At 70.1% G+C, this 25456-nt stretch carries 26 protein-coding genes; 16 read left to right on the forward strand and 10 right to left on the reverse strand.

Going from position 1 to position 25456, the window contains the following annotated elements; all coding sequences use genetic code 11:
• Positions 1 to 281: 281 nt before the first annotated feature.
• From LCL61_RS19100 to LCL61_RS19130, 7 genes are read left to right on the forward strand one after another with little or no spacing between them, the layout of a single operon-like run.
• On the forward strand, positions 282 to 1673 hold the full coding sequence (locus LCL61_RS19100) for a serine hydrolase domain-containing protein (protein ID WP_340688091.1): 1392 nt from the start codon (positions 282 to 284) through the stop codon (positions 1671 to 1673).
• On the forward strand, positions 1670 to 2572 hold the full coding sequence (locus LCL61_RS19105) for a serine hydrolase (protein WP_340688092.1): 903 nt from the start codon (positions 1670 to 1672) through the stop codon (positions 2570 to 2572). The genes LCL61_RS19100 and LCL61_RS19105 overlap by 4 nt, the downstream gene beginning before the upstream one ends.
• A 9-nt stretch (positions 2573 to 2581) precedes the next feature.
• Positions 2582 to 4180, forward strand: coding sequence for an ABC transporter substrate-binding protein (locus LCL61_RS19110; protein WP_340688093.1), 1599 nt, complete (start codon positions 2582 to 2584; stop codon positions 4178 to 4180).
• The gene (locus LCL61_RS19115; RefSeq protein WP_340688094.1) at positions 4180 to 5160 is read left to right on the forward strand and encodes an ABC transporter permease; all 981 of its coding nucleotides are present in this window, start codon (positions 4180 to 4182) and stop codon (positions 5158 to 5160) included. Before LCL61_RS19110 ends, LCL61_RS19115 begins: the two co-directional genes overlap by 1 nt.
• 1 nt (position 5161) lies before the next feature.
• A complete protein-coding gene (locus LCL61_RS19120; protein WP_340688095.1) occupies positions 5162 to 7063 on the forward strand; it encodes a dipeptide/oligopeptide/nickel ABC transporter permease/ATP-binding protein in 1902 nt (633 codons plus the stop codon).
• A complete protein-coding gene (locus tag LCL61_RS19125) occupies positions 7060 to 8043 on the forward strand; it encodes an ABC transporter ATP-binding protein (protein ID WP_340688096.1) in 984 nt (327 codons plus the stop codon). Before LCL61_RS19120 ends, LCL61_RS19125 begins: the two co-directional genes overlap by 4 nt.
• Positions 8040 to 11351, forward strand: a complete 3312-nt coding sequence (locus tag LCL61_RS19130) for a serine hydrolase (RefSeq protein WP_340688097.1) — start codon at positions 8040 to 8042, stop codon at positions 11349 to 11351. Before LCL61_RS19125 ends, LCL61_RS19130 begins: the two co-directional genes overlap by 4 nt.
• 69 nt (positions 11352 to 11420) lie before the next feature.
• Here LCL61_RS19130 and LCL61_RS19135 read toward each other — a convergent pair whose 3' ends face one another.
• On the reverse strand, positions 11421 to 12008 hold the full coding sequence (locus LCL61_RS19135) for a hypothetical protein (RefSeq protein ID WP_340688098.1): 588 nt from the start codon (positions 12006 to 12008) through the stop codon (positions 11421 to 11423).
• 265 nt (positions 12009 to 12273) lie between these two features.
• Here LCL61_RS19135 and LCL61_RS19140 point away from each other — a divergent pair, with 265 nt between their 5' ends.
• Positions 12274 to 13377, forward strand: a complete 1104-nt coding sequence (locus LCL61_RS19140; RefSeq protein WP_340688099.1) for a Vms1/Ankzf1 family peptidyl-tRNA hydrolase — start codon at positions 12274 to 12276, stop codon at positions 13375 to 13377.
• 199 nt (positions 13378 to 13576) lie between these two features.
• Here LCL61_RS19140 and LCL61_RS19145 read toward each other — a convergent pair whose 3' ends face one another.
• Positions 13577 to 13831: a Prokaryotic metallothionein gene (locus LCL61_RS19145; protein WP_340688100.1), complete on the reverse strand. Its 255-nt coding sequence runs from the start codon at positions 13829 to 13831 to the stop codon at positions 13577 to 13579.
• Between the two features lie 229 nt (positions 13832 to 14060).
• Between LCL61_RS19145 and LCL61_RS19150 the strand changes: the two genes are divergently transcribed.
• Positions 14061 to 14423 (forward strand): DUF5313 family protein, encoded by a 363-nt coding sequence (locus tag LCL61_RS19150; protein WP_340688101.1) that lies wholly within the window; start codon positions 14061 to 14063, stop codon positions 14421 to 14423.
• A gap of 5 nt (positions 14424 to 14428) precedes the next feature.
• Here LCL61_RS19150 and LCL61_RS19155 read toward each other — a convergent pair whose 3' ends face one another.
• Positions 14429 to 15100, reverse strand: a complete 672-nt coding sequence (locus LCL61_RS19155; protein ID WP_340688102.1) for a response regulator transcription factor — start codon at positions 15098 to 15100, stop codon at positions 14429 to 14431.
• Complete coding sequence (locus LCL61_RS19160; RefSeq protein WP_340688103.1) at positions 15097 to 16203, reverse strand: sensor histidine kinase; 1107 nt, start codon at positions 16201 to 16203, stop codon at positions 15097 to 15099. The genes LCL61_RS19155 and LCL61_RS19160 overlap by 4 nt, the downstream gene beginning before the upstream one ends.
• Positions 16204 to 16396: 193 nt before the next feature.
• Between LCL61_RS19160 and LCL61_RS19165 the strand changes: the two genes are divergently transcribed.
• Positions 16397 to 16732: a DUF6223 family protein gene (locus LCL61_RS19165; protein WP_340688104.1), complete on the forward strand. Its 336-nt coding sequence runs from the start codon at positions 16397 to 16399 to the stop codon at positions 16730 to 16732.
• A gap of 224 nt (positions 16733 to 16956) precedes the next feature.
• On the opposite strand, the gene LCL61_RS19170 is transcribed toward LCL61_RS19165, so the two are convergent.
• Positions 16957 to 17178 (reverse strand): three-helix bundle dimerization domain-containing protein, encoded by a 222-nt coding sequence (locus LCL61_RS19170; protein ID WP_340688105.1) that lies wholly within the window; start codon positions 17176 to 17178, stop codon positions 16957 to 16959.
• Positions 17179 to 17291: 113 nt separating this feature from the next.
• On the opposite strand from LCL61_RS19170, the gene LCL61_RS19175 reads away from it, so the two are divergent.
• Genes LCL61_RS19175 through chrA form a run of 3 tightly spaced genes read left to right on the forward strand, consistent with a single transcriptional unit; the run spans position 17292 to position 19632 of the window.
• Positions 17292 to 18041 (forward strand): ArsR family transcriptional regulator, encoded by a 750-nt coding sequence (locus LCL61_RS19175; protein ID WP_425342054.1) that lies wholly within the window; start codon positions 17292 to 17294, stop codon positions 18039 to 18041.
• Positions 18038 to 18421, forward strand: coding sequence for a VOC family protein (locus LCL61_RS19180; RefSeq protein ID WP_340688107.1), 384 nt, complete (start codon positions 18038 to 18040; stop codon positions 18419 to 18421). Before LCL61_RS19175 ends, LCL61_RS19180 begins: the two co-directional genes overlap by 4 nt.
• A 26-nt stretch (positions 18422 to 18447) precedes the next feature.
• The gene (gene chrA, locus LCL61_RS19185; RefSeq protein ID WP_340688108.1) at positions 18448 to 19632 is read left to right on the forward strand and encodes a chromate efflux transporter; all 1185 of its coding nucleotides are present in this window, start codon (positions 18448 to 18450) and stop codon (positions 19630 to 19632) included.
• Here chrA and LCL61_RS19190 read toward each other — a convergent pair.
• A complete protein-coding gene (locus tag LCL61_RS19190) occupies positions 19629 to 20075 on the reverse strand; it encodes a carbonic anhydrase (protein WP_340688624.1) in 447 nt (148 codons plus the stop codon). The two genes, chrA and LCL61_RS19190, sit on opposite strands and share 4 nt — an antisense overlap.
• 214 nt (positions 20076 to 20289) lie before the next feature.
• A complete protein-coding gene (locus tag LCL61_RS19195; protein ID WP_340688109.1) occupies positions 20290 to 20478 on the reverse strand; it encodes a hypothetical protein in 189 nt (62 codons plus the stop codon).
• A 2-nt stretch (positions 20479 to 20480) separates the two neighbouring features.
• Here LCL61_RS19195 and LCL61_RS19200 point away from each other — a divergent pair, with 2 nt between their 5' ends.
• Positions 20481 to 20648: a helix-turn-helix domain-containing protein gene (locus LCL61_RS19200; protein WP_340688110.1), complete on the forward strand. Its 168-nt coding sequence runs from the start codon at positions 20481 to 20483 to the stop codon at positions 20646 to 20648.
• Here LCL61_RS19200 and LCL61_RS19205 read toward each other — a convergent pair.
• Positions 20642 to 21091: a MarR family winged helix-turn-helix transcriptional regulator gene (locus tag LCL61_RS19205; protein ID WP_340688111.1), complete on the reverse strand. Its 450-nt coding sequence runs from the start codon at positions 21089 to 21091 to the stop codon at positions 20642 to 20644. The two genes, LCL61_RS19200 and LCL61_RS19205, sit on opposite strands and share 7 nt — an antisense overlap.
• A gap of 79 nt (positions 21092 to 21170) precedes the next feature.
• On the opposite strand from LCL61_RS19205, the gene LCL61_RS19210 reads away from it, so the two are divergent.
• Positions 21171 to 21635, forward strand: coding sequence for a cupin domain-containing protein (locus LCL61_RS19210; protein WP_340688112.1), 465 nt, complete (start codon positions 21171 to 21173; stop codon positions 21633 to 21635).
• On the opposite strand, the gene LCL61_RS19215 is transcribed toward LCL61_RS19210, so the two are convergent.
• Positions 21632 to 22141 (reverse strand): hypothetical protein, encoded by a 510-nt coding sequence (locus LCL61_RS19215; RefSeq protein WP_340688113.1) that lies wholly within the window; start codon positions 22139 to 22141, stop codon positions 21632 to 21634. The two genes, LCL61_RS19210 and LCL61_RS19215, sit on opposite strands and share 4 nt — an antisense overlap.
• A 131-nt stretch (positions 22142 to 22272) precedes the next feature.
• On the opposite strand from LCL61_RS19215, the gene LCL61_RS19220 reads away from it, so the two are divergent.
• The gene (locus LCL61_RS19220) at positions 22273 to 24558 is read left to right on the forward strand and encodes an ATP-binding protein (RefSeq protein WP_340688114.1); all 2286 of its coding nucleotides are present in this window, start codon (positions 22273 to 22275) and stop codon (positions 24556 to 24558) included.
• Between the two features lie 34 nt (positions 24559 to 24592).
• Here the strand turns inward: LCL61_RS19220 and LCL61_RS19225 are convergent, their stop codons facing one another.
• A complete protein-coding gene (locus LCL61_RS19225; RefSeq protein WP_340688115.1) occupies positions 24593 to 25453 on the reverse strand; it encodes a dienelactone hydrolase family protein in 861 nt (286 codons plus the stop codon).
• Between the last annotated feature and the right edge of the window lie 3 nt (positions 25454 to 25456).

A 25456-nucleotide genomic window follows, 5' to 3' on the forward strand; every position in this document is an offset into this window, starting at 1 on the left:
AAGCGGAATCATCGAAGACAAAGACTTGGTTCCAGCCTATTGATAAACAGTGGTTATCAATTGCAGCATAGTCAGGCGCGGCTGGACGTGAGTGGCCGCCTGTCGCGAACCGTCCTCTTAGGACTTGCGATGGTCCCGGTCACCGGACCTGGCCGGATTGATTCGTAAGCCCGGATGAACTTTTCCGCCGCTCTCGTCGTTCCGCACGAATCGGTGACGCCGGTCACCGGCATAGCATCCCGGAAACTGCGGCCGACGCTTTCCCGGACACGAGGTGGAACATGGCGAAACTTTCCGAAATCGACGCCTGGTTGGGCCAGAACCTTTCCGCCCTGCTGGCCGAACACGGGGTTCCCGGCGCGGCCGTCGCGGTCCTCGCCGGGGGCGAGGTGATCGACCACGCGGCGGGCGTGCTGAACAAGGACACCGGCGTCGAGTCCACAGTGGATTCGGTGTTCCAGATCGGCTCGATCACGAAGGTGTGGACGACGACGCTGGCGATGCAGCTCGTCGACGAAGGCCTCCTCGACCTCGACCAGCCGGTCCGGAGCTACCTGCCGGAGTTCGTCCTCGCCGACGACGACGCGGCGTCGCGGATCACCGTCCGGCAGCTGACCTGCCACACGTCCGGTTTCGAAGGCGACATCTTCACCGACACCGGCGTCGGCGACGACTGCGTGGAGAAGCTGGTCGCGACGCTGTCCGACGTGCCCCAGTTGTTCCCGCCGGGGGAGATGTTCTCCTACAACAACGCCGCCTACTGCGTGCTCGGCCGCGTCGTCGAGGTGCTGCGGGGCAAGTCCTACGACGACTGCCTGCGTGACCATCTCTTCGCCCCGCTGGGACTGACGCACGCGGCCGCCGGGCCGTACGACGCGATCCGGTACCGCGCCGCGATCGGGCATCTCCCGCCGTCACCCGGCGACGAACCGCGGCCCGCCGGAGTCTGGGCACTGGCCCGGTCGAACGCCCCTGCCGGATCGATGCTCTCGATGCGCCCGCGCGACCTGCTCACCTTCACGCGGATGCACCTGTCCGAAGGCAGGGCCGACGACGGCACCCAGGTGCTCCGGCCGGAAACCGTGCGATCGATGTGGGAGCGTCAGGTCGAGCTGCCCGACCTCGGCCTGCTGGGCGGGGCGTGGGGCTTGGGCTGGATGCTCTTCGACTGGCCGGGAGGCCCGGTGATCGGCCACGACGGCGGCACCATCGGCCAGTCGGCCTTCCTGCGGGTGGTCCCGGGCCGCAACGTCGCGGTCGCCCTGCTGACCAACGGCGGCCACCCGCTCCACCTGTACGCGGACATCTTCCGGAAGGTGCTGGGCGACCTCGCCGACGTCGAGGTCCCCGCCCTGCCGGAGCCGAACGCGGCGGCGGCCCCGGCCGATCCGTCCCGGTACGTCGGCGAGTACTCGTCGCGGGTGGCCGACACCGTGGTCAGCCAGGACGACGAGGGCAGGCTGTGGATCGAGCGTGTTCCGAAGGGGGTCATGGCCGCTACGGGCGGGGAAGCCGAGAAGACGGAGTTGCTGGCCTACAAGGACAACACGCTCGTCGCTGCCTACAAGACGCTGCCCGGCCTGCACATGCCGCACGCGTTCGTCGGCGACGACGGCAACGGCCGGGCGCTGTACCTCCACACCGGGCGCGCCGACCGGCGGGTGAGCCGGTGAGCCGGATCGCCGACGAGATCGAGGCCGTCTTCGCGGCCGCCGGGGCGCGGGGATTCCTGCACGCGCGGGAGATCGGCGTCTCCGACGGACCCGAAGTCGCCGTGGGCGCGGACGATCCGGTCGTGCTCGCGTCGGTGTTCAAGATCCCGGTCGCCCTCGCCTACGCCAGGGAAGTGGTGGCCGGGCGGCTGGACGAGACCGAGCGGACGCGGGTCACCGCCCGGTACCGGATCGGGGGGATCGGCACCGCGGGCTGTGCGGACGACGTCGAGATGAGCTGGCGCGACCTGGCCCATTTCATGCTGACGATGAGCGACAACGCCGCGACCGACCTCGTCTACCACCGGATCGGGCAGGAGGCCGTCGATCGGGTGCTCGCCGACCTCGGGCTCGCCAGGACCCGGTTGATCGGCTGCTGCGAGGACCTCTTCGCGTCGGTGATCGCCGATCTCGGCGCGAAACCGGACGACGATCTGGAAGCCGTCTTCGCCGCCGCCACACCCGAACAGCTGTGGAAGCTGTCGGTGCTCGACCCGGAACGCACGACGTCGTCGACGCCGCGGGAGATCACCGCGTTGCTGGACGCGATCTGGACCGACCGCGCCGGCGACCCGGCCGCCTGCGACCGCGTGCGGAAGATCATGGCGCAGCAGATCTGGCCGCACCGGATGTCATCCGGTTTCCCCGCCGGGGTGGCGATCGCGGCCAAGACCGGGACGCTTCCCGCCGTCCGCAACGAAGCGGGTGTCGTGTCCGATGTGGACGGTCGCCGGTACGCCGTCGCGGTGTTCACCCGCGCCGAATCCCTCGCCGACCGCCTGCCCGCGGTCGACGCTTCGATCGGCACGGCGGCGCGCCTTGCCGTGGACCACCTTCGCGCCCTTTCCGTCCAACCGTAGGAGAACCGCATGAAGACAGCTCGGCTCACCGCCGCCATGGCGGGCGTGGTGGCCTTGACCGTGAGCGCGTGCGGGGGGACGTCGCAATCCGGGGAGGACCGGACCGCGAACCAGAAACCGACCGAGGGCAAGACCTTCACGATGGGCCTTCCGACCGATCCGGGGACGCTCGACCCGGCCGTCACCGTGCTGTCGATCGCCAGGCAGATCGGCCGGTTCCTCTACGATGGCCTGATCCACCTCGATTCCGCGGGCAAGCCGGTGGCCGGGCTGGCCGAGAAGTGGGAGGCCACGACGACCACGGCGAACTTCACCCTGCGCGACGGGGTGAAGTGTGCGGACGGATCACCGCTGACCGCACGGGACGTGGCCGCGAACATCAACCACGTCGGTGATCCGGCGACCAAGTCCCCGCTGACCGGGGTCAGTGTCAAAGCGGGGACGAAGGCGGTCGCCGACGACGCCGCCAGGACCGTCACGGTCACCAGCGGGGCACCGGATTCGTTCCTGCTGCGCAACGTGGCGGCCGTGCCGATCGTCTGCGCCAAGGGACTGGCGGATCGGGCGTCCGTCGCGAAGGGACAGCACGGCACCGGCATGTTCACCATGACCGAGATCGTGCCGAACGACCACTACACCCTCACCCGGCGCAAGGACTACACCTGGGGCCCCGGCGACTGGAAGAGCGAACAGCCGGGACTGCCCGAAAAAGTGGTCTTCCGGGTCGTGCCGAACATGACGACGACGGCGAACCTGCTGCTGTCCGGGGAGCTCAGCGCGGCGTCGGTGACCGGACAGGACCAGCAGCGGCTGCGGTCGCAGAAGTTGTTCCACGCCGACATCGTCGTGCCGATGGGCGAGATCTTCTTCAACCAGGCACCCGGCAGGCCCGGTCAGGACGAGGCGGTGCGCCGGGCGCTGACCCAGGCGCTCGATTTCGGCCAGATCGGCAAGGTGCTCACCACCGGCAACGGGCAGCCCGCCAAGGGCCTCGTCACCGGAGAACCCTTGGCGTGCCCCGGTGATTCGATCAACGGCAAGCTGCCACCCTTCGACGTCGCCGCCGCGAAGTCCGGGCTCGACGCCGCGGGATGGGCGCCCGGCCCGGACGGAGTGCGGGCCAAGAACGGCAAACGGCTGGCGCTCACCGTCGTCTACGGCACCCAGGTCGGGCCGACGATGGTCTCGGCCGCGGAGCTGATCCTGCAGGCGTGGAAGAACGTCGGGGTCGACGCCACGATCAAGGCCGTCGACGGTCCCGGTACCAGCCAGGTGCTGTTCGGCACCGGTGAGTGGGAGGTGTCGCTGGCACCGCTGGGCTTCGTCCTGCCCAGCCAGGCCGTTCCGTTCGTCTCCGGCGCGAAACCTCCGCAGGGCACGAATTTCGCGTATATCGAGAACCCCCGGTACACCGAGTTCGCGGGCAAGGCGTCGGCGCAGGCGGGCGAATCCGGCTGCGGCGACTGGCTGGCCGCCGAATCCGCGCTGTTCGAACGGCTCGACGTGGTGCCGTTCGTGAATTCGACCATCCCGACCTTCGCGAACGGTGCGCGGTTCGAGATGAACCAGGGCCAGATCCTGCCGTCGTCGATCCGGATGTACTCCTGATGACGAGCGCCGTCGCGACGGCGGGCCCGCGGAGCAGTCCTTGGCTGTCGTTCGGGATCCGCCGCCTCGGCCGGTTCGCGGTCTCGCTGTGGGTGCTGGTCACCACGGCGTTCCTGATGATCCAGCTGATCCCCGGCGATCCGGTCCGCGCGGCGCTCGGGCTGACCGCGCCCGCCGAGCTGGTGAACGCCCGGCGGGCCGCGCTCGGCCTCGACGATCCGCTGTGGAAGCAGTACGTCGACTATCTCGCCGGTCTCTTCTCGGGCGACTGGGGAACGTCGATGACCACCGGGGTGCCGGTCGCGGACGTCATCGGCGACCGGCTCCCCGCGACCCTGGAGCTGGCGTTGCCCGCCTTCGCGGTGGTCATCGCGGTCGCGATCCCGCTGGGCCTGCTGTTCGCCGTGCTGACCCGCGGCGGCCGCCGTCGAGGCGGGGAACTGGCGTTCACCTCGACGACGGTCCTCCTGGCCGCGATCCCGGAGTTCCTGGTCGCGGTGGCCCTGGTGGCGTTCTTCGCGGTCCGGCTGGGTTGGTTTCCGGTGGCGGGCAGTGAGGGGCCGGGGGCGCTCGTGCTCCCGGTGATCGCGCTGGCGCTCGGTCCGGCGTCGGTCCTCGCCCGTATCGTCCGCGTGGAGACGCTTTCCGTGCTGGGCAACGACTTCATCCGCACGGCGCGGGCGAAACGGTTGCCCGCGCGGCTGGTGTACCTGCGGCACGCGTTGCCCAACGCGGTGACCGCGACCCTCACCATGGGCGGGCTGATGCTGACCGGGATGGTGGCGGGAACCGTCCTGGTAGAGAACGTGTTCGCCTGGCCGGGGCTCGGTTCCACCATCGCGCAGTCGATCCTGCAGAAGGACTACCCGCAGGTGCAGGGAATCGTGCTCGTCTACGGCATCGGTGTGCTGCTGGTGAACCTGACGGTGGACGTGCTGCTGGCCGTCCTCGATCCGCGTTCGACGATCCGGGAGAACTGAGATGGCGAATCCGCGCGGAGCGAAATGGCTCGGGGCGCTGCGCACACCGCTGGGCGCGTGCTCGGCCGCGCTGCTGGCACTGGTGATCGTGCTCGCGGTCCTGGCGCCGATCCTGTGGCAAGACAAGGCTTTCGAGATCGACACGAACGCGATCGGCCAGGGACCGTCGGCCGCGCACTGGCTGGGCACCGACGACCTCGGCCGCGACATCCTCTTCCGCGTGCTGGTGGCGACCAGGCTGTCGATCGTGCTGGCGCTGCTCGCCACCGTGATCGGGGTGGTGACCGGGCTCGTGCTCGGCACGCTGCCCTCGGTGCTGCCGCGTCCGCTCGCCCGGCTGGTGATCGCGGCGGTCAACATCGCGGTCGCCTTTCCCGGGCTGCTGCTGGTGTTGTTCTTCTCGGTCATCTTCGGTGTCGGGACGCACGGCGCGGTGCTGGCGGTCGGTTTCGCGCTGGCCCCGGCGTTCGCGCGGCTGGCGCAGACGTTGGCCGCTTCGGTGGCGGGACGGGATTTCGTCGCGGCGGCCAGGATCTCCGGTGTCGGCCGGATCCGGTTGCTGTTCCGGCACATCCTGCCCAATATCGGCGAACCGCTGGTGGTCAACGCGACCATCGGCGCCGGCGGGGCACTGCTCGCCTTCGCCGGGTTGTCCTTCCTCGGCATCGGTGTGCAGGCCCCCGAATACGACTGGGGGCGGATCCTCGGCGAAGGACTCAACGGCATCTACGTCAATCCGGCGGCGGCGCTGGCCCCCGGTGTCGCGGTCGTCCTCGCTGGGCTCGCCTTCAACCTGGTGGGGGAGACCGTCGCCGGGGTGATCGGTGTGCGCACCGGGCTGCGCAAGCTCGCACCGCGGCCGGTCGCGCCCGCCAGGGAAGACGCCGCCGAGAGTCGCGACGACGCCGTGCTGGTGGTGGAGAACCTCCAGGTCGCGTTCCCGAACCCGGCGGGCTGGACCGTTCCGGTGCGCGGGGTGGGTTTCACCGTCAGCGCCGGTGAGGCGGTCGGCGTCGTCGGCGAGTCCGGCTCGGGGAAGAGCCTGACCGGGCTGGCGGTATCGCGGCTGGTCGAAGCGCCGGCCGTGGTCACCGCGGACAGACTCGAATTCGCCGGGAAACCGCTGCTGACGACCCCGGAACGGGAGCTGCGCGGTCTGCTCGGCACGTCACTGGCGATGGTCTTCCAGGATCCGATGACCTCGTTCAACCCGACCAGGCGGATCGGCCGCCAATTGGCCGAAGTCGCCGAACAGCATCAGGGACTCCCGCGGGCCAAGGCCTTCGAGCGGGCCGTGGACCGGTTGCGCGCGGTGCGGATCCCCGCCGCCGAACGGCGTGCGCGGCAGTATCCGCACGAGTTCTCCGGCGGGATGCGGCAGCGCGCCATGATCGGCATGGGCCTGATGGGCGACCCGAAGCTCATCATCGCCGACGAGCCGACCACGGCGCTGGACGTCACCGTGCAGCGGCAGCTGCTGCGCCTGCTGGCGCGGACCAGGTCCGAACGGGACACGGCGATCATCCTGATCAGCCACGACATCGCAGTCGTTTCGCAGACTTGCGAACGGATGCTGGTCATGTACGCGGGCCGGGTGGTGGAGGACCTGCCGACCGCCGGGACACCGCGGCATCCGTACACGCGGGCCTTGCTGGCCGCGACGCTCGACCTCGAGACCGACCGTGACGCGCCGCTCGCGGTGATCCCCGGCCGCCCGCCGGAACCGGACCGGGTTCCCACCGGCTGTGCCTTCGCCGACCGGTGCCCGGCGGTGACCGACCGATGCCGTCTCGAGGACCCGGTGCTGGAGCGCGTGGAACCAGGGCATCGCGTCGCCTGCTGGTATCCGGCGCCGCTTTCCCAGCCTGTCAAGGAAACCGTGACCGCCGGAGGTGCGGAGTGAGCGATCTCGTCTTCGACGCGGTGAGCGTCCGCTACGGCGGCAGGCGCGGGCTCACCGCCGTCGACCGGGTCGCGCTGACCGTCCCTTCCGGACAGGTCGTCGGGCTGGTCGGTGAATCGGGATCGGGGAAGTCGACGCTGGCCCGCGCCGCCGTCGGGCTCTCGCCGATCAGCGCCGGACGGGTTCTGCTGGGTGGCGTGGACGTCCGCGAACTGCCCCGCCGCCCGCCGTTGCAGATGGTGTTCCAGGATCCGTATTCCTCTTTGGACCCCCGGATGAGCATCGGGGAATCGATCACCGAAGCGATCCCGCGCGGCGTCCTCCCCGGACGCGCGGCACCCCGGGACGAGGTCGCCCGCCTGCTGGAACTGGTCAACCTCGATCCCGAACGCGCCGTCCACCTGCCGGGGCGGCTTTCCGGCGGCCAGCGGCAACGGGTGGCGCTCGCCCGCGCGCTGGCCGGGCGGCCGGAGGTGCTGATCGCGGACGAGATCACCTCCGCGCTCGACGTCTCGGTGCAGGGCGCGGTCCTCAACCTCGTCCGGTCCGTGCAACGGCGGCTCGGCCTGTCGATGCTGTTCATCTCGCACAACCTCGCGGTGATCCGCTATCTCAGCGACATCGTCGCCGTGATGTACCTCGGCCGGATCGTCGAGGTCGGCCCGGCCGAACAGGTGCTCGCCGATCCGCGGCATCCGTACACGCGTGACCTGCTCGCCGCGGCGCCGTCGGCGACCACCTCGCTGCTCGGCGCCGGCTCGGACGAGGCGACCGCCGACGCCGAGCCCGCCGACCCGCATCATCCGCCCGGCGGATGCCGTTACCACCCGCGCTGCCCGGTCGGCCCGCTCGTGCGGGCCGATCGCGACCTCTGCCTCCAGGCGGATCCCGCCGACGGCGCGGCATACCGGCGTCACTCGGCGGCCTGCCACTTCAGCGACAACGAGCTCACGACCTCCAGAGGAGCAAGCGCATCATGACCCGACGTCTCGGTCTCGACGACCTGTACGACATCGCCGTCCCCAGCCAGCCTTCGCTGTCCCCGGACGGTGACCGGATCGTCTACGTCCTGCGCACCGCGGACCGTGACGAAGACCGGAACGTGAGCACCCTCTGGGAGGTCGGCGCGACCGGCGGCGAAGCCCGGCGGCTCACCCGCGGAACCGCCGACATGGCGCCGAAATGGGCGCCGGACGGCACGCGGATCGCGTTCCTCCGCGCCCAGGACGGGCCGCCGCAGGTGTGGTTCCTGCCGTCGTCGGGCGGGGAGGCCGAGCAGGTCACCGAACTCCCGCTCGGGGCGGGCGCCCCGGTCTGGAGCCCGGACGGCGGCAAGGTCGCCTTCTCGGCCGCGGTCGACCTGGCCGGCGGCGAACCCGCGGCGAACGCGCCGGTGGTGGCCGATCGGCTGGACTTCAAGGCCGACGGCGCAGGGCTGATCAAGACCGTCCGCAAGCATCTGCACGTCCTCGAAGTCGCCACGCGCGAAGTCCGGCAGGTCACCTTCGGCGACTGGCACGCCAGTGATCCGGCCTGGTCGCCCGACGGCACGCACCTCGCCTTCTCGTCCGGGCAGGACGGCGACGCCGACTTGACCTTCCGTTCCGGTGCCTATGTGGTCGACGTGACCGCCAGGACCGCCGAGCCACGGCTGATCGGCTCCGGTGAGGGCATGGCGGGCACGGTCGGCTGGTCCGCCGATGGTGCCGCGCTGCTGGTGGTGGGCCGGGCCGACACCCAGGTCGGTCATCTCGGATTGTGGCGTGTCCCGCTCGACGGCGGGGACCCGGTCGAGCTGACCGCGTCCCTGGACCGCAACGTGATGCCCGGTGGCCCCGGCTATCCGGGAGCCCTGCCGCAGCTGACGGAGGACGGCGCCGTGTTGTTCGGCGTCCGGGACCGCGGCTGTACCCATCTGTACGAAGTGGACGGTGAGAGCTCGCGTGCGGTACTGGCGGGCGCGGATCGCGTGGTGTCCGGAATGGACATCGCGGCCGGGCGGGTCGTGGTCGTCATGGCCACCGGAGATTCGTTCGGCGAAGTCGCCGTCGTCGACCGGGCCACCGGCGCCGTCGACGTGCGCACGAAGCACGGCGCCTCCGTGGCCGAGGTCGAGCTTTTCCGTCACGAGGAGAGGGAATTCACCATCGGCGACGGCACCGTCGTCCACGGCTGGCTGCTGCGTGACCCGGTGCGATCCGGCGCCGCGCCACTGCTGCTCGACATCCACGGCGGACCGCACAACGCCTGGAACGGCGCCGCCGACTCGATCCATCTCTATCACCAGGCGCTCGTCGCGCGGGGCTGGGCGGTACTGCTGATCAACCCGCGGGGCAGCGACGGCTACGGCGAGGACTTCTACACCGCCGCCGTCGGCGGATGGGGTGTCGCCGACGCGGCGGACTTCCTCGAACCGTTGGATCACCTTGTCGCCGAAGGGATCGCCGACGCCGACCGGCTGGCCGTGGCGGGTTACAGCTACGGCGGCTTCATGACCTGTTACCTGACCAGCCGCGACAGCCGTTTCGCCGCCGCCGTCGCCGGTGGGGTGGTCAGCGACCTGACCAGCATGGGCGGCACGTCCGACGCCGGGCACTACCTCGCCGTCGGCGAACTCGGTGGGCCGGCGTGGGACAAGGCCAACGAGCGGTTCTCGCCGTTCGCCCAGGTCGAGCGGGTGCGAACGCCCACGCTCGTCATCCAGGGCGCGAAGGACGACCGGTGCCCGGTCGGGCAGGCCGAGCAATGGTTCGGTGCCCTGCGCGCACGGGGCGTCCCGTGCAGGCTGGTGCTGTACCCGGACGCCTCGCACCTGTTCATCCTCGACGGGCCGCCGTCGCACCGGCTCGATTTCAACCGGCGTGTGCTCGGCTGGGTCGAGCAGCACACGGCGCCGGCCGACGGGCCTTCACGGGTGCCGATCGAGGCGGCGCACTGGCGGCGACGGCTGGCCGAACTGGCCCGCAAGCACCGCGTTCCCGGCGCGGCGCTCGGCATCGCCCGGATCGGTGATGACACCGAGGTGCTCGCCTCCCACGGCGTGCTGAACACGAAGACGGGGGTCGAGGTCACTGACGACTCGGTGTTCCAGATCGGCTCGATCTCCAAGGTGTGGACCGCGACCGTGGTGATGCGGCTGGTCGACGAAGGTCTCCTCGAACTGGACGCGCCGATCGCGGACGTCCTGCCGGAACTGCGGCTGGCCGATCCCGGTGTGGCCGGGAAAGTCACCATGCGGCACCTGCTGACGCACACCAGCGGTATCGACGGCGACGTCTTCACCGACACCGGCCGCGGCGACGACTGTCTCGAACGCTACGTCGAAATCCTCGACCAGGCCGCGCAGAACCATCCTCTCGGCGAGACGTTCTCCTACTGCAACTCGGGTTTCGTGGTCATGGGCCGGGTGATCGAGAAGCTCACCGGGCTGACCTGGGACGCGGCGATGCGCGAGAAACTGTTCGCCCCACTCGGTCTCACCCACACCGTGACCCTTCCCGAGGAGGCCTTGCTCTTCCGGGCGGCCGTCGGTCACGTCGCCAACGGAGACGAGGATCCGGCGCCGGCGCCCGTCTGGGGACTGCCCCGGAGCATGGGGCCCGCCGGGCTGATCACCGCCACCGCGAAGGACGTGCTCGGCTTCGCACGGCTGCACCTCACCGGCGGGCTGACCCCGGCGGGGGAACGGATCCTGACGACGGACTCGGCCACCGCGATGGCCGAGAAGCAGACCGACATCCCCGACAAGCATTCGCTCGGCGACTCCTGGGGGCTCGGCTGGATCCGTGACACCTGGAGCGGGCAGCGCGTCATCGGCCACGACGGCAACACGATCGGCCAGTCGGCGTTCCTCCGGCTCCTGCCCGACCAGGGGCTCGCCATCACGCTGCTCACCAACGGGGGCAACACCCGGGACCTGTACGTCGAGCTGTACCGGGAGATCGTCGCCGAACTCGCCGACGTCGCGATGCCGCGGCCGCTCGAACCGCCCGCGACTCCGGTCACCGTCGACGGATCGAGGCATGTGGGCGGCTACGAACGGGCAGGCGCGCGGATGGACGTGCTGGCGGCGGAGGAGGGGCTGCGGCTGCGGCAGACCGCCACCGGACCGCTCGCCGAACTCCTGGCGGAGAAGACGCAGGAGTTCGATCTGGTCCCGGTGACCGACTCGCTTTTCCTCTGCCGAGAGCCCGGGACGCGGACGTGGATGCCGGTCACCTTCTACACGCTGCCGACCGGGGAGCAGTACATGCACTACGGCGTGCGTGCGACGCCGAAGACGTCCTAGCCGGCCGTGATGTCCGTGAAGGCCTCCTTCACTACCTTCAGGGTAGGCAAGGAGGCCTTCACGGACCGGTCAGCTTTCGGCCTTGACGTACAGGCGTACGGTTCCGCCGCGATGTGTGCGGAAGTAGTGCTGAAGCTGTGCGCTGCTCGCGACGCATCCGGCGCTGGTGAAATCGTTCTCGCCCGTTCTGGGAAGTACGACGGAACACTGCGCGAGATAGCTGAACTTGTCCGGCCACAGCACGAAGAACGTCGCGGTTCCGGAACCCGTGCCGCCGTTGTTGCGGAAGACGGCGCTCATCGAGCAGGCGTTGTCGTTGCACGGTCCGTTCCACTGCGATGAGCGGACCTGGAAATCGGGCCGTGCCGGTGGCGTCGTCCTGGCGGCCCGGGTGGCGGGCGCCTCCTCCGTGGTCCGCGCCGGTTCCCGGATCGGCCGCGACACGGTGGTCCGCGGCACGCTCGTGGCCGCGGCGAGCGGCCGTGAAGCCGACGTCTGGCTGGCAGGGGCGGGCGCGAGGCCCTTCAACGGATTGAACCCGGTCAGCGTATTGACGGCCGCCAGAATGGCGAAAACCCCGCTGATCGTGCCGACGATGACGCCCCACTTCTTGTAGTCCGGCTCGTCATCGGTTTTCTTTGGCTCGTCCCCCGACATCGCCCCATTCTACGGGCAGACCCCCTTGTGACGGAAAGAACAATTCGCGCAGATGTCCGGAGGTAGTGAAGGCCTCCTTCACTACCTTCAGGGTAGGCAAGGAGGCCTTCACGGACAGGTCAGCTTTCCGACCTTGACGTCCCTGTTTCCACACACCCTCACCGAACGCCGCGCGGGCACCCAGCCCGACGCCGGAGCCATGATTCACCGGCCCTCTCCCGGGTACCCGAAGATCGAAAGCGGATCCGACGAGACAGGAGATACCGTGCACACTTCAACGCTCCGGCAGGTCACCGTGCGCGAAGGACCGTTCGCGTCGGTCTATTTCGACAACTCGCACGACACCGAGGACGCCGCCGCGCGACTGGACCTGCGCTGGCGGTCGATCCGCAAGCAGCTGGCCGACGAAGGCGCCGAGGAGCGGACACTCAGCGCGCTCGACGCGGCCGTGACTGCCGCGCCGCCATCCGAAGGCAGGACCGGGCGTGCCCTGGTCGCCGAGGGCGGGGAGATCGTGCTCGACGAGGAGCTCGTGGAGCCGCCGCTCCGTGAGGTCGTCCGGGTCGCGCCGCAGCCGTATCTGCTCCCGCTTCTGCGGCTTTCCCCGGCGGTCGTGCCGCATGTGGTGGTGGTCGTGGACAAGACGGGCGCCGATCTGTTCGCGGTCGGCGAGGACGGCGCCGAGGAGCGGACCGTCGAGGGCGAGGACCACCCGGTGCACAAGGTGCGCGGCGGTGGCTCGGCCTACTGGAACATCCAGCATCGCGTGGAGGCCGTCGCCGAACGCAACGCCGCGGAGGTCGCGCGGGAGGCGGTCAAGCTCGCCGACGCCGTCGGCGCCGAGGTCCTGGTGCTCGCGGGCGAGGTGCAGGCGCGCGCACTGGTGCGTGACGAACTCCCGCCGCGGGGGACGGAGAAGGTCGTCGAGCTCGAACAAGGCGGCCGGGCGGACGGGAGCGCACCCGAGGCGCTCGAAGCCGAGGTGCGGCGGGTGCTGGCGGAGCACGCGGAACGCCGTCGCCAGGACGTGATCGACCGGTTCCGCGCCGAACAGGGGCGCGACGGCGGGCTGGCGGTGGACGGGCTCGCGCGAACGACGGCGGCCCTGCGGTCGGCCGCCGTCGAGACGCTGCTGATCGACGGCGAGTCGCTGGCCGACCGGCTCGTCTGGGTCGCGGGCGACCCGACGCAGGTCGCGACCACGAAGGAGGATCTCGAACTTTCGGGGACCGGCGCGGAAGCTCTCACGCGGTGTCGGGCGGACGAAGCGCTGCCGGCGGCCGTGCTGGCCGAAGGCGCGGATCTCGTCCCCGTCAGCGGTGAGGGCCTGGCCGAGGGCGTCGGCGCGATCCTGAGGTTCGCGGTCTGATTTCAGCGCGCGCCGGTGCCGTCGCGTTCCTCGCGGCTGGCCTGGTCCGCGCGATGAGGACGGCAGAACATGCACACGAGGGTCTGCCCGACCTCACCACCGTTGTCTCCTCGGAGGGCGGGCGGTGGCCCTGCCGCATACCCTGGCTCGGTTTCGCCACGCCCCCCGAGGAGCCCTTGTAACGCGAGCGACGTGATGCTCAGGACGTGGCGACGGCGTCGCGTGCCTTCTCCCCGCCGGCGACCGCGCTTTCCCGCGCGCAGTGGGCGCAGCAGAAGAATCGGTCCTCCACCTGGATTCCGTGCCCGATGACTCGGCATCCGCAGTGTTCGCAGATCGGCGCCAGCTGGTGGATCGCGCATTCGAAGGAGTCGAAGGTATGCCTCGCTCCTTCGACGGTCTGGATCTCGAACGTCTTCTCGTAGTCGTTTCCGCAGACTTCGCAGGTGGCCATCGGGGCTTCCTCCTCCGGTTCGGTGTTCATTTCTCGGCGAGCAAAGGGATCCGGCCACCGGCGAGGACGGCTTCGAGCCGGCCGGGGGCCGACGGCGTAGTCCTGGCGAACGAGCGGGCCGTGGTGCGCGCGTCAGCCATGTCGATGGGCTACCCGGCTCGGTTCTCCGGCAATCACGGCCACGTACATGAATCGAGGCGAAAGGGGTAATCCCCAGCAGGTGATCCGTATGGAACGACCAGGTCCCCTCCGCTGGATGCAGTACGTCTACGGACGGCGGCTGCCCGAGCGATACCGGGACTGGGTCCTGCACGACGCGACGGCGCGCACGTGGCTGCTGCGCTTCGCCGTCCGGATCTGTTTTGAGGCGCTGCCGTGGCTCGTGGCCGCGTTCGTGCTCCTGGTGACGCTGACGCCGTTGCCGGTGGCGCCGGTGCTGGGCGTGCTCGTGCTGAGCCTGTTCCTCGCGCTGTTCTTCACGATGACCAGCGCGGACGAACTGGCCGAGGTCCGTCTCGGCAAACACGGTTTTCCGCGCGGCACCGGCAAAGCGGTCCGGTCCGCCCGGGGAGGCTCGGGCAGCTGGCCCTGATCGGGCTAGCCCGGAGCCGGGTCGCCTGGCACTACCAGGCCGGATTCGTAGGCGAGCACGACGAGCTGCGCGCGGTCGCGGGCGTGGAGTTTGGTCATGGCACGGTTGACGTGGGTCTTCGCGGTCAGCGGGCTGATCACCATGCGGTCGGCGATTTCGTCGTTGGACAGGCCCCGAGCGACCAGGGTGACGGCTTCGCGTTCGCGGTTGGTCAGCTCCTTCAGCCCCGTGCCCGTGCCGGCGCCCGGTGGCAGGGTGACGTACCGGTCGATCAGCTTGCGGGTGATCGATGGCGCGAGCAGCGCGTCGCCGCGTGCGGCCACGCGGACGGCGTGCAGGAAGTCTTCGGGTTCGATGTCCTTGACCAGGAATCCCGCCGCACCCGCCCGCAGCGCGTCGAAGACGTACTCGTCCAGGCCGTAGTTGGTCAGGATGACGACGTGCACGCCGGACAGGGCCGGATCGGCGGCGATGCGCCGGGTCGCCTCGATGCCGTCGACGACGGGCATCTGGATGTCGATGAGCGCGATGTCGGGCAGGTGCTTCCTGGCGAGCGCCACGCCGTCGCTCCCGTCGGAGGCTTCGGCCACGACCTCGATGTCCTCCTCGATGTCGAGCAGCGCGCGGAAGCCGCTGCGGAGAAGCGGCTGATCGTCGACCAGCAGGACACGGATCATGCGGTTCGCTCAACGGGCAGTTCGGCCCGGACGGAGAAACCGCCCGAGTTTCGCGGTCCGGCGTGGAGACTGCCGCCCAGGGCGGTGACCCGTTCACGCATCCCCAGCAGTCCGACGCCGGGCACCGGTGCGGTGTCCGGAGCGGCCCCGCCGTCGTCGTCGACCCGGATGGCGAGAGCGCCGGGGCGGTGGTCGATCCGGACGGACGCGGTCGTGGCCGCGGCGTGCCGGGCGATGTTGGTCAGCGATTCCTGGACGATCCGGTACGCGGTGCGGTCCACCGCCACGGGCAGGTCGTGCCGCCGCCCTTCGACGACGAGCGTCGCGTCCAGGCCGGTCGCCTTCGCGCGTTCCACCAGGTCGGGGATCCGGTCGAGCCCGTGCGGCGGATTCGTTCCCTCGTCACGCAGGGCTTCCAGGGTCGCCCGCAGTTCCCGGGACGCCTCACGACCGGCTTCCCGGATCGCCAGCAAGGATTCCGGCACCGGCTCACCCCGTTTGGTCGCCAGGTGGACGGCGACTTCGGCCTGCACCTTGATGACGGAGATCTGGTGGGTGAGCGAATCGTGCAGCTCCCGCGCGATGTGCAGGCGTTCCTCGTCGGCCCGGCGCCGCGCAGTCTCTTCGCGGGTGCGTTCGGCCTCGTCGGCCCGGCGTTCTGCCTGGCGCATCGCCTCACCCGCCGCTCCGGCGGCGATCAGCCAGGCCAGCTGAAGCGCGTCCCGGCTCTGTGCGAGTGCCTCGCTCACGGTGACGGCGTTGGCGGAGGCCAGGAGGACGAGCGGGAGCGCGGCGACCATGAGCAGCGATCCCGCGACGGCGACGACCCGGTGACCGGCCCGGACGGCGGCGTAGACCGCGACCAGGTAAGCGACGACAGGAACATCGAAGCCGAGGGCCTGGTATCCCAAGGCGCACACCCCGGTCACGGCCAGCACCGTGACCGGCGCCCGGCGGTGGGCGACGAGCGCCAGGCCACTGGCGACCAGCACCACGTGGCCCAGCGGGTCGAAGCTCGTCGTGGAGTCCACACCGGACAGCCCCGTGACGAGCAGGACCGCCGTCACCCCGGCGGCGATCACCCAGTCCCACACCCTGCTCATGCGTGCACCCTAGCCAGCTCCCCGCCCTGGCGACTCCTCCACGCGGACCATCCGCGGTCTACCGCGCACGCGGTAGTCCCGGCGTTCCTGCCGCATCGGCGGCAGCCCGGATTGCCTGCGTTCACCGGACGCCCTCGGCGGCCCCGGCGGACACCATCAAGGGACATCCGGCCATCGAACGAAGGAATGCCCCATGTCGGTCCATCTGCTGTCCGAGCCGCTCGCCGCCGCCTACCTGACTCCCGGGCGTCTCTGGTCCTTGGTGGCCGCGCTGGCGGGGGTGATCGGGGTGATCGCCGGAGGGTTCGCCCTCGCCCGTCTCCGCTCCGGCACCACCCGGCGCGCGGCCATCGTGGCACTGACGGCGGGGCTGTCCGGCATGGCGGGCGGTGGTTTCGTCGTGGCCGCCGCCGAGGGCGGGCCCGGCACCGGCTACGGAATCGTCGGCGGTTTCGTCGCGCTGGTGATCGGGTCGCTCGCCGCGATCCTCGGCTGGCTTGCCCTGTCACGTGCCCGTCGCGCCGTCTGACGTCGTTCTCGCCGAAAGATGCCCGGCGCTGTCTTCTCGACTGTCCACAAGGGACACTCCTCGAGGAGGGAGCGCTGTCGTGAGCGGTAAGGACGGTTAGAACCGTCCTTGCCACTCACGAGACCCAGCGCCGGCGACACGCGTGACGTCCGTCCAGTCAGGCGAAACGGCCACCCGCGTACCGGCGGCGCCTTCAGTCGAGCACCCCATCCTGGTGCGGAAGCTCAATGCGCCGGATAGCGGGCGCGAAGTTCGTCCGCGGTCTTGCCTTCGGTCAGCTGGAGGAGGTACGCGTCCACCGGGGCGTGGGAACTGAGCTCGGTGAAGTGCCGGTGGACGATCGCTTCGACCTCCTCGCGGCCGGCGGGGAAGCGTTCGGTCAGCGCGTCGATCAGTTTCTCGAGGTTTTCGTCGCTGGGTGGCAGGTGAGGCGGGTCTGCGGTCATGACAACTCCACGATCTCGGGAGACGGCACCACGCGACGATAACGTTCCCGGGCGCCGAGGTCTAGATATATCAACCTGTATTGATGTAACTTGGGCACGTGGCGACCGTTGAGATGTCCGAGCCGCCGCCGTTCGTGCGGCTGGCGAGTGATCCGCTGCGCTGGCGGCTGCTGCGCGAGTTGTCCCACGGCGACCGCCGGGTGCGCGAACTGGTGGAACTGGTCGGGCAGCCGCAGAACCTGGTGTCCTATCACCTGCGCAAGCTGCGAGCGGCGGAGCTGGTCAGGGCGCGGAGAAGCAGTTTCGACGGTCGTGACACCTACTACCACCTCGATCTGGGGCGGTGCGCGGACGCGCTCGCCGAGGCGGGGAGTTCGCTGCATCCCGCACTCGTGCCGAATCCGGCGGACCCGACCGCCGGTTCCCGGCTCAAGGTGCTCTTCGTGTGCACCGGCAACAGCGGACGGTCCCCGATGGCCGAGGCGCTGCTGCGGCACCGGGCCGGTTCGACGGTCGAGGTGGCGAGTGCGGGCAGCCATCCGAAACCGCTGCATCCGGACGCCGTGCGCGCCATGGCCGAGCGCGGTATCGCCCTCGACCACGAGCCGTCCCATGTGGACGGTCTACGGAACAGGCGATTCCATTGGGTGATCAGCCTTTGCGACCGGGTCCGCGAGGTCTGCCCGGAGTTCCCCGGGCATCCGCGCGTCGTCCACTGGAGTCTGCCGGACCCGGCGCGGGAAATCGACGACGCGGGCGAGACCTATCCGGCGTTCCGTCGCCTCGCCGCCGAACTGGACCGGCGGATCGGGTTCCTGACCGCCCAGCTGAAGAACCTGAACGATGAGGTGAAGTGGACATGACTTCGGATCTGGCGAGTGTGCGTTACCTGGTCGACGACGTCGCGGCGGCCGTCGAGTTCTACACCGGGCACCTGGATTTCACCGTGCGCTCGAGTGTGCTGCCCGCGTTCGCGGACGTGGTGCGCGGGAATCTCCGGCTGCTGCTCAGCGGTCCGGAGAGTTCGGCGGGCCGTCCGATGCCGGACGGCACGAAACCGGTGCCGGGCGGCTGGAACCGCATCCATCTCGTCGTCGGCGACATCGACACCGAAGTCGCCAGGCTGCGTGCGGCGGGCGTCCGGTTCCGCAGTGACGTCGTGACCGGTCTGGGCGGCCGCCAGATCGTGTTCGACGACCCGGCGGGCAATCCGGTCGAACTGTTCCAGCCCGCGGCCCGTTGACCCCGCACGGCGAGCAGGAGCCCGCGATGCCGGACGAGTCCACTCAGGACGCCGTCGCCACACCTGGCCTGGGAACCGTCCTGCGGGAATGGGGCCGGATCGGCTGCATCGGTTTCGGCGGTCCGCCCACCCATATCGCCCTGCTCCGCAAGCTGTGCGTGCAGCGCCGGGGCTGGCTCTCGGATCAGGAGTTCGAGGACGCGATCGCCGCCTGCAACCTGTTGCCCGGCCCGGCTTCGACCCAGCTGGCGATCTTCACGGCGTGGCGGGTGCGCGGCCGCGCGGGGGCGCTCATCGGCGGCGCGGCGTTCATCGTGCCCGGTCTCATCGTGATCTTGGCGCTGGCCGCACTGTTCCTCACCGGGTCGCCGCCGGCGTGGGTCCGTGGCGCCGGCGCGGGAGCGGGTGCGGCGGTCGCCGCCGTCGCGGTGCACGCGGGTGTCGGCCTGATCCCGGCGGGGTGGCGGCGTGCGGCCACGACGGGGCGCGTTCGCTGGGCTCTGTACGTCGTCGCGGGTGTCGCGTCGGCCGCCTTGCTCGGTCCGTGGCTGGTGCTCGTCCTGCTGGGCTGCGGCCTGATCGAGCTGACCGTGAACCGCTCACGCCGCGGCGAGTCCACCGCCGCCCTGTTCGCCGTCCCCGTCCAATCCTTGGCCGCCGCGGCAGCGGGCGTCGGCGTCTTCGCGTCGGTGGCGTGGGTGGCGCTCAAGGTCGGGATGCTGTCCTACGGCGGCGGTTTCGTGATCATCCCGCTCATGCAGGACGACGCGGTGAACACCTACCACTGGATGACCGCGGGCGAGTTCCTGAACGCGGTCGCGCTCGGACAGGTCACCCCGGGCCCGGTGGTGCAGACCGTCGCCGTCGTCGGCTACGCGGCGGCAGGGCTCACCGGCGGCATCCTCGCCTCGCTGGTCGCCTTCGCCCCGTCGTTCCTCTTCATACTCTTCGGTGCCAAGCACTTCGACCGGCTACGCGGCAACCCGAACGTGCGGGCGTTCCTCGACGGCGCCGGCCCGGCCGCCGTCGGCGCCATCCTCGGCTCGGCGATCCCGCTCGCGCTCAGCCTGACCCAGGCATGGCAGTACGCCGTACTCGCCGGTGCCGGGGTCCTGCTGTTCGTGTTACGGCGTGGAGTGGTGACCACGATATTGGTCGCGGCCGGTGCCGGAACCGTCCTCGCGCTAGCGGGAGCGCTCCTGCCGACCTAGCTCAACCCACGGGTGGTGACGACCCGCGCGTTGCCGTCGGCCAGGTGGTACGACAGCCCGGCGACGGCGGTCTCGCCTGCCTCGATCTTGTCGGCGAGCAGCCTGGAGCGGTCGACGAGGAGGTCGACGGTGTGGCGGATGTGCTCGTCGATGATGTCGTCGTTGTCGGTGAGCCCGGCGGCCTGGGCGGCGAGGACGCTCGGGGTGACCCGCTCGACGACGTCGCGGACGAAGCTGTTGGTGCCGAGTCCGTCGGTCAGCGCCGCGCGGGTCGCGGCGACGGCGCCGCAGGAGTCGTGGCCGAGGACGACGACCAGGGGAGCCTTGAGGATGCTGACGGCGTACTCGATGCTGCCCAGCACCTCCGAACCGGCGACGTGGCCGGCGGTGCGGACGACGAACAGGTCGCCCAGCCCGCGGTCGAAGATGATCTCGGCGGCCAGTCGCGAGTCGGAACAGCCGAAGAGGACGGCGAAGGGGCTCTGTTCAGGAGCGGTTTCGGCGCGGCGTACCGCGTCCTGGTTCGGGTGTTCCGGGGTTCCGGGGTTCCGGCGACGAAGCGCCGGTTACCGGAGAGCAGAAGGTCGAAGGCCTCGGAAGGGGTCGGCGGCGCGTCGCTCATGATCCGGACATTACCGGTTGCCGCCAAGACGGGCATCACGCCGGTCGCGCCATCCGCCGGTGACATGCCTCGATGAGCGGATACGCGTCGCGATGCCGCTGCTCCTGCTCGAGGGCGGCGATCGTGACCGAGGTCTCGACCAGGAGCGCGTAGCGTTCCCGGCGGCGGTCCACAAAGGCCTTCAGCGCCCGGCGACACGTTCCGGGAGAAACTCGGGACGACACCGATGGGCTACGTCCGCGACCTCCGGCTGGACCGGATCCGCCACGACATCCTGACGACCGGCGACCTGATCGGCGACATAGCCCACCGCTGGGGCATGACCCATCTCGGCCGGTTCGCGGGTGAGTACCGCACGCGGTTCGGTGAGCTTCCTTCGGCGACGCGTCACTGATCGAGTCGCGCGGCGACGGCGCGCATGGCGCGGCCGACGGCCTGGAGGTCTTCCGGCGCGATCACGTCCACGAAGTGTTCGCGAACGGTGCGGAGATTGTCCGGCGCCGCGCGCAGCAGCGTCTCGTACCCCTTGCCGGTGAGCCGCGCCCGCACACCACGGCCGTCGTCGGCGGCCGATTCCCGCCGGACCAGCCTGCGGGTCTCCAGCCCGCTGACGCGGTGCGACAGCCGGCTGCGCGAGTAGTACGCCGATTTCGCGAGGTCGGCCATGCGCATCGACCGGCCGGTGGCTTCGGACAGCCGCACCAGGAGTTCGTACTCGGCCAGGGAAAGGCCGTGCTCCTCCCGCAGCCGCCGGTCGAGCAGGTCGATGAAGCGCACGGAGCCTTCGATGAACGCCCGCCAGTCGCGCTGCTGTTCCGTGTCGAGCCAGTCGGTCACGGCACACACCGTAACAGTTGACGGCTTCAACCACTTCGGTCTAGGTTTGGTTGAAGACTTCAACTAGATGGGGAACGCGATGGCGAACGAAGCCTGGGTGATGCAGGAGAAGGACGCGGAGGTCATCGAGAAGCCCGCGTTGTGGTTGCTGGCCGACGGCGAGCACACGGGCGGGTTTCTCGGTGCCAACCGGTTGTCGCTCCGAGCCGGTGAACCCGGCACGAAACCGCACTGTCACAAGAAATCCGCGGAAGCCTTCTACGTGCTGGAAGGAGCACTGCGCATGTTGGTCGGCGCGGAAACGGTCACGATCGAGCGCGGTGGATACGTGGTGATCCCGCCGGGGGTGCGGCACGCGTTCGCCGCGCCGCCGGAGCGGGCCGCGGACGTCCTCATCACGCTGGCGCCGGGTGTCGACCGGTTCGGTTATTTCCGCGTCCTGCCCGAAATCCTTCGCGGCAACGTCACACCGGAGGAGGTCGAGCGCCTTCACGAGCGATACGACGTCCACTTCGTCGACGCGCCGGAGTGGGACACCGCCTAGCGGCTACGGAGCCGCCGTGTGGCCTCTTCGTCGATGCTGACCCTCCTGACCGAACCGACGCCGCCCGATCCGGCCAGCACCATCGCGACGAGCAGGAGGGGGAACAGCAGGGTGCGCACGAGCATGGCCCAGCAGGCCGCCGCGCCGATCCGCCCGCCGTCCTTGATCCGGACGAGCCGGGTCCCGGTGAGCGCGGCGCCGAGGACGCGGCCGCCGCCGAAGAACAGGCCGTAGAGCACCGGGATACCGATCAGCAGGCCGAGCAGGGTCAGCAGCGCCGCGCTGTCGGGGATCGCACTGTTCCGGGTGGCGACCGCGAACACGACGAAACCGGCTCCCGCGCCAAGCAGGTAGACGGCGAAGTCCACGAGCCAGGCCAGCAACTCGGCCCACCCGCCTGCCGAGACGTAAAGGGTCCCGTCGTCGAACGCGCCGAGTCGTTTCGCGACCTTCGGGCCGAGCACGCGTTCGACCTGCTCCCTGGCGATGGCCGGCCGGTCGGTCATGGACTGCCCCCAAGTGTCAGGTCGTCGCCGCGGCATTATGCGGCAGGGTCCGGACTGTGGTGTGAACAGCCCACGCCTCCCGGCGGGACATGCTTCGATAGGGATCAACGGTTCGGCGGGTGATGACGACAATGACGAGCGACAGTGACGTCCGGCGGCGGCCCCTGACGAGTTACGTCGGCCGTGCGGAAGACGAAAACGAGGTCCGGCGGCTGCTCGGCGTGGGGCGTCTGGTGACCTTGACCGGCGCCGGCGGGGTGGGCAAGACCCGGTTGGCCGCTCAGGTGGCCAGTTCGCTCACCCGGGACTTCCCCGGCGGCGTCGCCGTCGCCGGGCTGGGAGAGTTGCGAGACGAACGGCTCGTCCCGCGTGCGGTCGCCGACAGCCTCGGCCTGCACGACAAGGCGGGCCACACCGACCTGGACGCCGTCGTCGCGTATCTGCGTCCCCGGCGGTCGTTGCTGTTGCTGGACAACTGCGAGCATCTCCGCGACGGCAGTGTGGGCCTGGTGACGGCGTTGCTGCGCGACTGCCGGGACCTCGTGGTCCTGGCCACCAGCCGCTGCTCTCTGGGGCTCGCCGGTGAGCAGGTTCTGACGCTCCCGCCCTTGGCCGTGCCCGACGACGAGATCACCACAGCCGAAGCGGCGCTCACGTTCGGCGCGGTACGGCTGTTCGCGGAGCGTGCCGCCAACGTCCTGCCCGCGTTCGAGGTCACCGAAGGCAATGTCGCGGATGTCGTGCGCCTCTGCCGTGGCCTCGACGGATTGCCGCTGGCGATCGAACTGGCGGCGGCCCGGATCCGTGCCTTGTCGCCGTCGCAGATCGCCGATCGGGTCGAGAAGAACTCGGCGGTGCTGGCCAGCGGCCTCCGGATGCCCGTCGAGCGGCATCGGACGCTTCGCGCCACGATCGAGTGGAGTCACTCCCTCTGCACCGAGACCGAGCGGCTCGTCTGGGCACGCTGTTCGGTGTTCGCGGGGCAGTTCGAGCTGTCCGCAGTCGAGGCCGTCTGTGCCGAGGACGGCGGTCTGGGCTCCCTGGCCGTACTGGACGCGGTGGACGGTTTGGTCGACAAGTCGGTGCTGGCCCGGATCGACGGCACGGACAAGGTCCACTACCGGATGCTCCGGCTCCTCCGCGAATACGGCGGACGGCGGCTCGCCGCTTCCGGCGATGAGCTCACCGTGGCGAGGAAGCACCGTGACCACTATGCCCGGCTTATCGCCCAGGCCGCCGACGCCTGGTTCGGGCCGGGACAGGACGAGGCCTACGAGCGCCTGATGGCCGCCCACGCCGACATCCGGGAAGCGTTGTCGTGGTCGCTTCGCGCTCCCGGTGAAAGCTCGGTGGCGCTGGAGATGGCCACCGGCACGATCGAATACTGGGTGGCCCGCGGTGCGGCTTGGGAACTGCGGGACTGGATCGATCGCGCGCTCGACGTGGCACCGCCGGAGACCCAGGGGCGGGCCAGGGGGCTGGCGATCGCGGCCCTGTGCGCCGCGCTGCACGCGGACCTGCCGCGTGCCCGGCGGCGGCTGGCCGCCGCCGAGGCGATTGAGGACGAAGACGCGGCTCCCTACATCGCACACGCGAGTGCCTTCGTGAGAATGCTGTCGACCGAACCGAACAGCATGTTCCGTGCGGCTGAGGCCGTGCGGCTGTTCGGTGAGCGAGGCGACGTACGACGTCAGATGCACCCGATGTTCATCCAGGGGGTCGCCCTGGCCTATCGAGGGGATCTTCCGGGAGCGCGGGCGCTGCTGGGCTCGATGCGCCGTCTGTGCGAGGAAGCGGGGGAGCACCGGTATCGCTCCATGGCCTTGTTCGGACTGGGGGTCGCCGAGGTCTGTTTCGGCGGAGACCTCGACGAAGGGGAACGCTGCATCCGCGCCGCGCTGGAGATCGACCTCCGCGCCTCCGACGTGCTGTCCGCGGCATACCGGGTGGACGGCCTGGCCTGGGTGGCCGCACGGCGCGAGGATTGGGTGCGTGCGGCGGAACTGTTCGGGACGGCCGCCACGCTTTGGGACCGCTGCGGTGCCGAACCCGACGTGGCCGTCACCATGAGCCACCGGATGTTCCACCAGGCCACCCGGGATGCCTTGGGGGAGGGGCGGTTCCAGGCCGCGTTCGCCGAGGGGCGGCGGCGGAACCCACATGACGCCTTGAGCGGTCCGCCGTCCGTGCCGATAGGCGAACCGGCCATGCTCGCGCCGCTGACGCCCCGCGAATCGGAGATCGCGCGGCTCGTGGCGGCCGGGCTGAGCAACCGGGAGATCGCGGCGAGGCTGGTCATCGCCCGGCGCACGGTGGAGACGCATCTGCAGCACATCTCGCACAAGCTCGACTTCGTCAACCGGACCCAGCTGGCCGTCTGGGTCGAGCAGCGTGACGCCGCCCGCGGGCCGCTGTGACCTCGGGGGAGCACAGCGGCCGCGGGACGGAGGGTCAGCCGATCGGGCAGGTTCCCTGGTATACGGCGATCTTCGGGTCGTTCGCCGGAAGCGGGCACAGGAACTGGTCGTACCTGGTGTCGTGGTCCACGAAGCGTTTCAGCCACGAAAGGCTGTACTTCGCGATGGTCACGTTCGGGTTCGTGGGCGCCATGTGGCCTGCCCCGGCCAGCAGCATGTACGCCTTGTCCAGCGACGCGGGAAGGCTTTGGTAGAACGGCCGGGAGTGGGAGCCGTCCGGGGCGATGAAGTCGTTCTGGGCACTGACGACGAAGGTGGGAACCTTCAGGTCGGAGAACGTCGTGTTCGGATTCCAGCCCGTCAGCGGGATGGCCGCCTTCAACGTGGGCGCCTTCTGCGACGCGATCAACGCCCCGCCGCCGCCCATCGAATGCCCCATGACGGCCAGCCTGTCCCGGTCGACGCGGCTCTTGGCCTGGCTCGAGTCGGTGACGTAACGCAGCGCCGCGAGCAGCTGGTCGGAGCGCTTGTCCGGGGTGTCCCAGGTGCTCTTGGTCGAGAACGTGATGACGACGAAACCCTGGGAAGCCAGCCGCGGGCCGTACCAGGCGATCGCCGCCTCCGACTCCAGGAAGCCGGGCGCGATCGCGATCGCGCCGAACGTGCCCTGGGCGGTGTCGGTCGGGTAGTGGATCGTCCCGCCTCCGAAACCCTGCCCGGCCGGGACTTTCTCGGTGGCGGTCTGGAACGAGCCACGATCCGCTTCGATACTGGCTTTCGTCGGCGCCGGGCCGCGGGCATAGGGACTCTCTTCGGCGGCGGCCGGTACCGCCGCCACGACAAGTGCGGTCACCGCACTGAGAACCGCGGCGCCCCACTGTGATCCACGCTTCATCGC

The organism is Amycolatopsis coloradensis, assembly GCF_037997115.1.
GTDB classification, from domain to species: Bacteria; Actinomycetota; Actinomycetes; order Mycobacteriales; family Pseudonocardiaceae; genus Amycolatopsis; species Amycolatopsis coloradensis_A.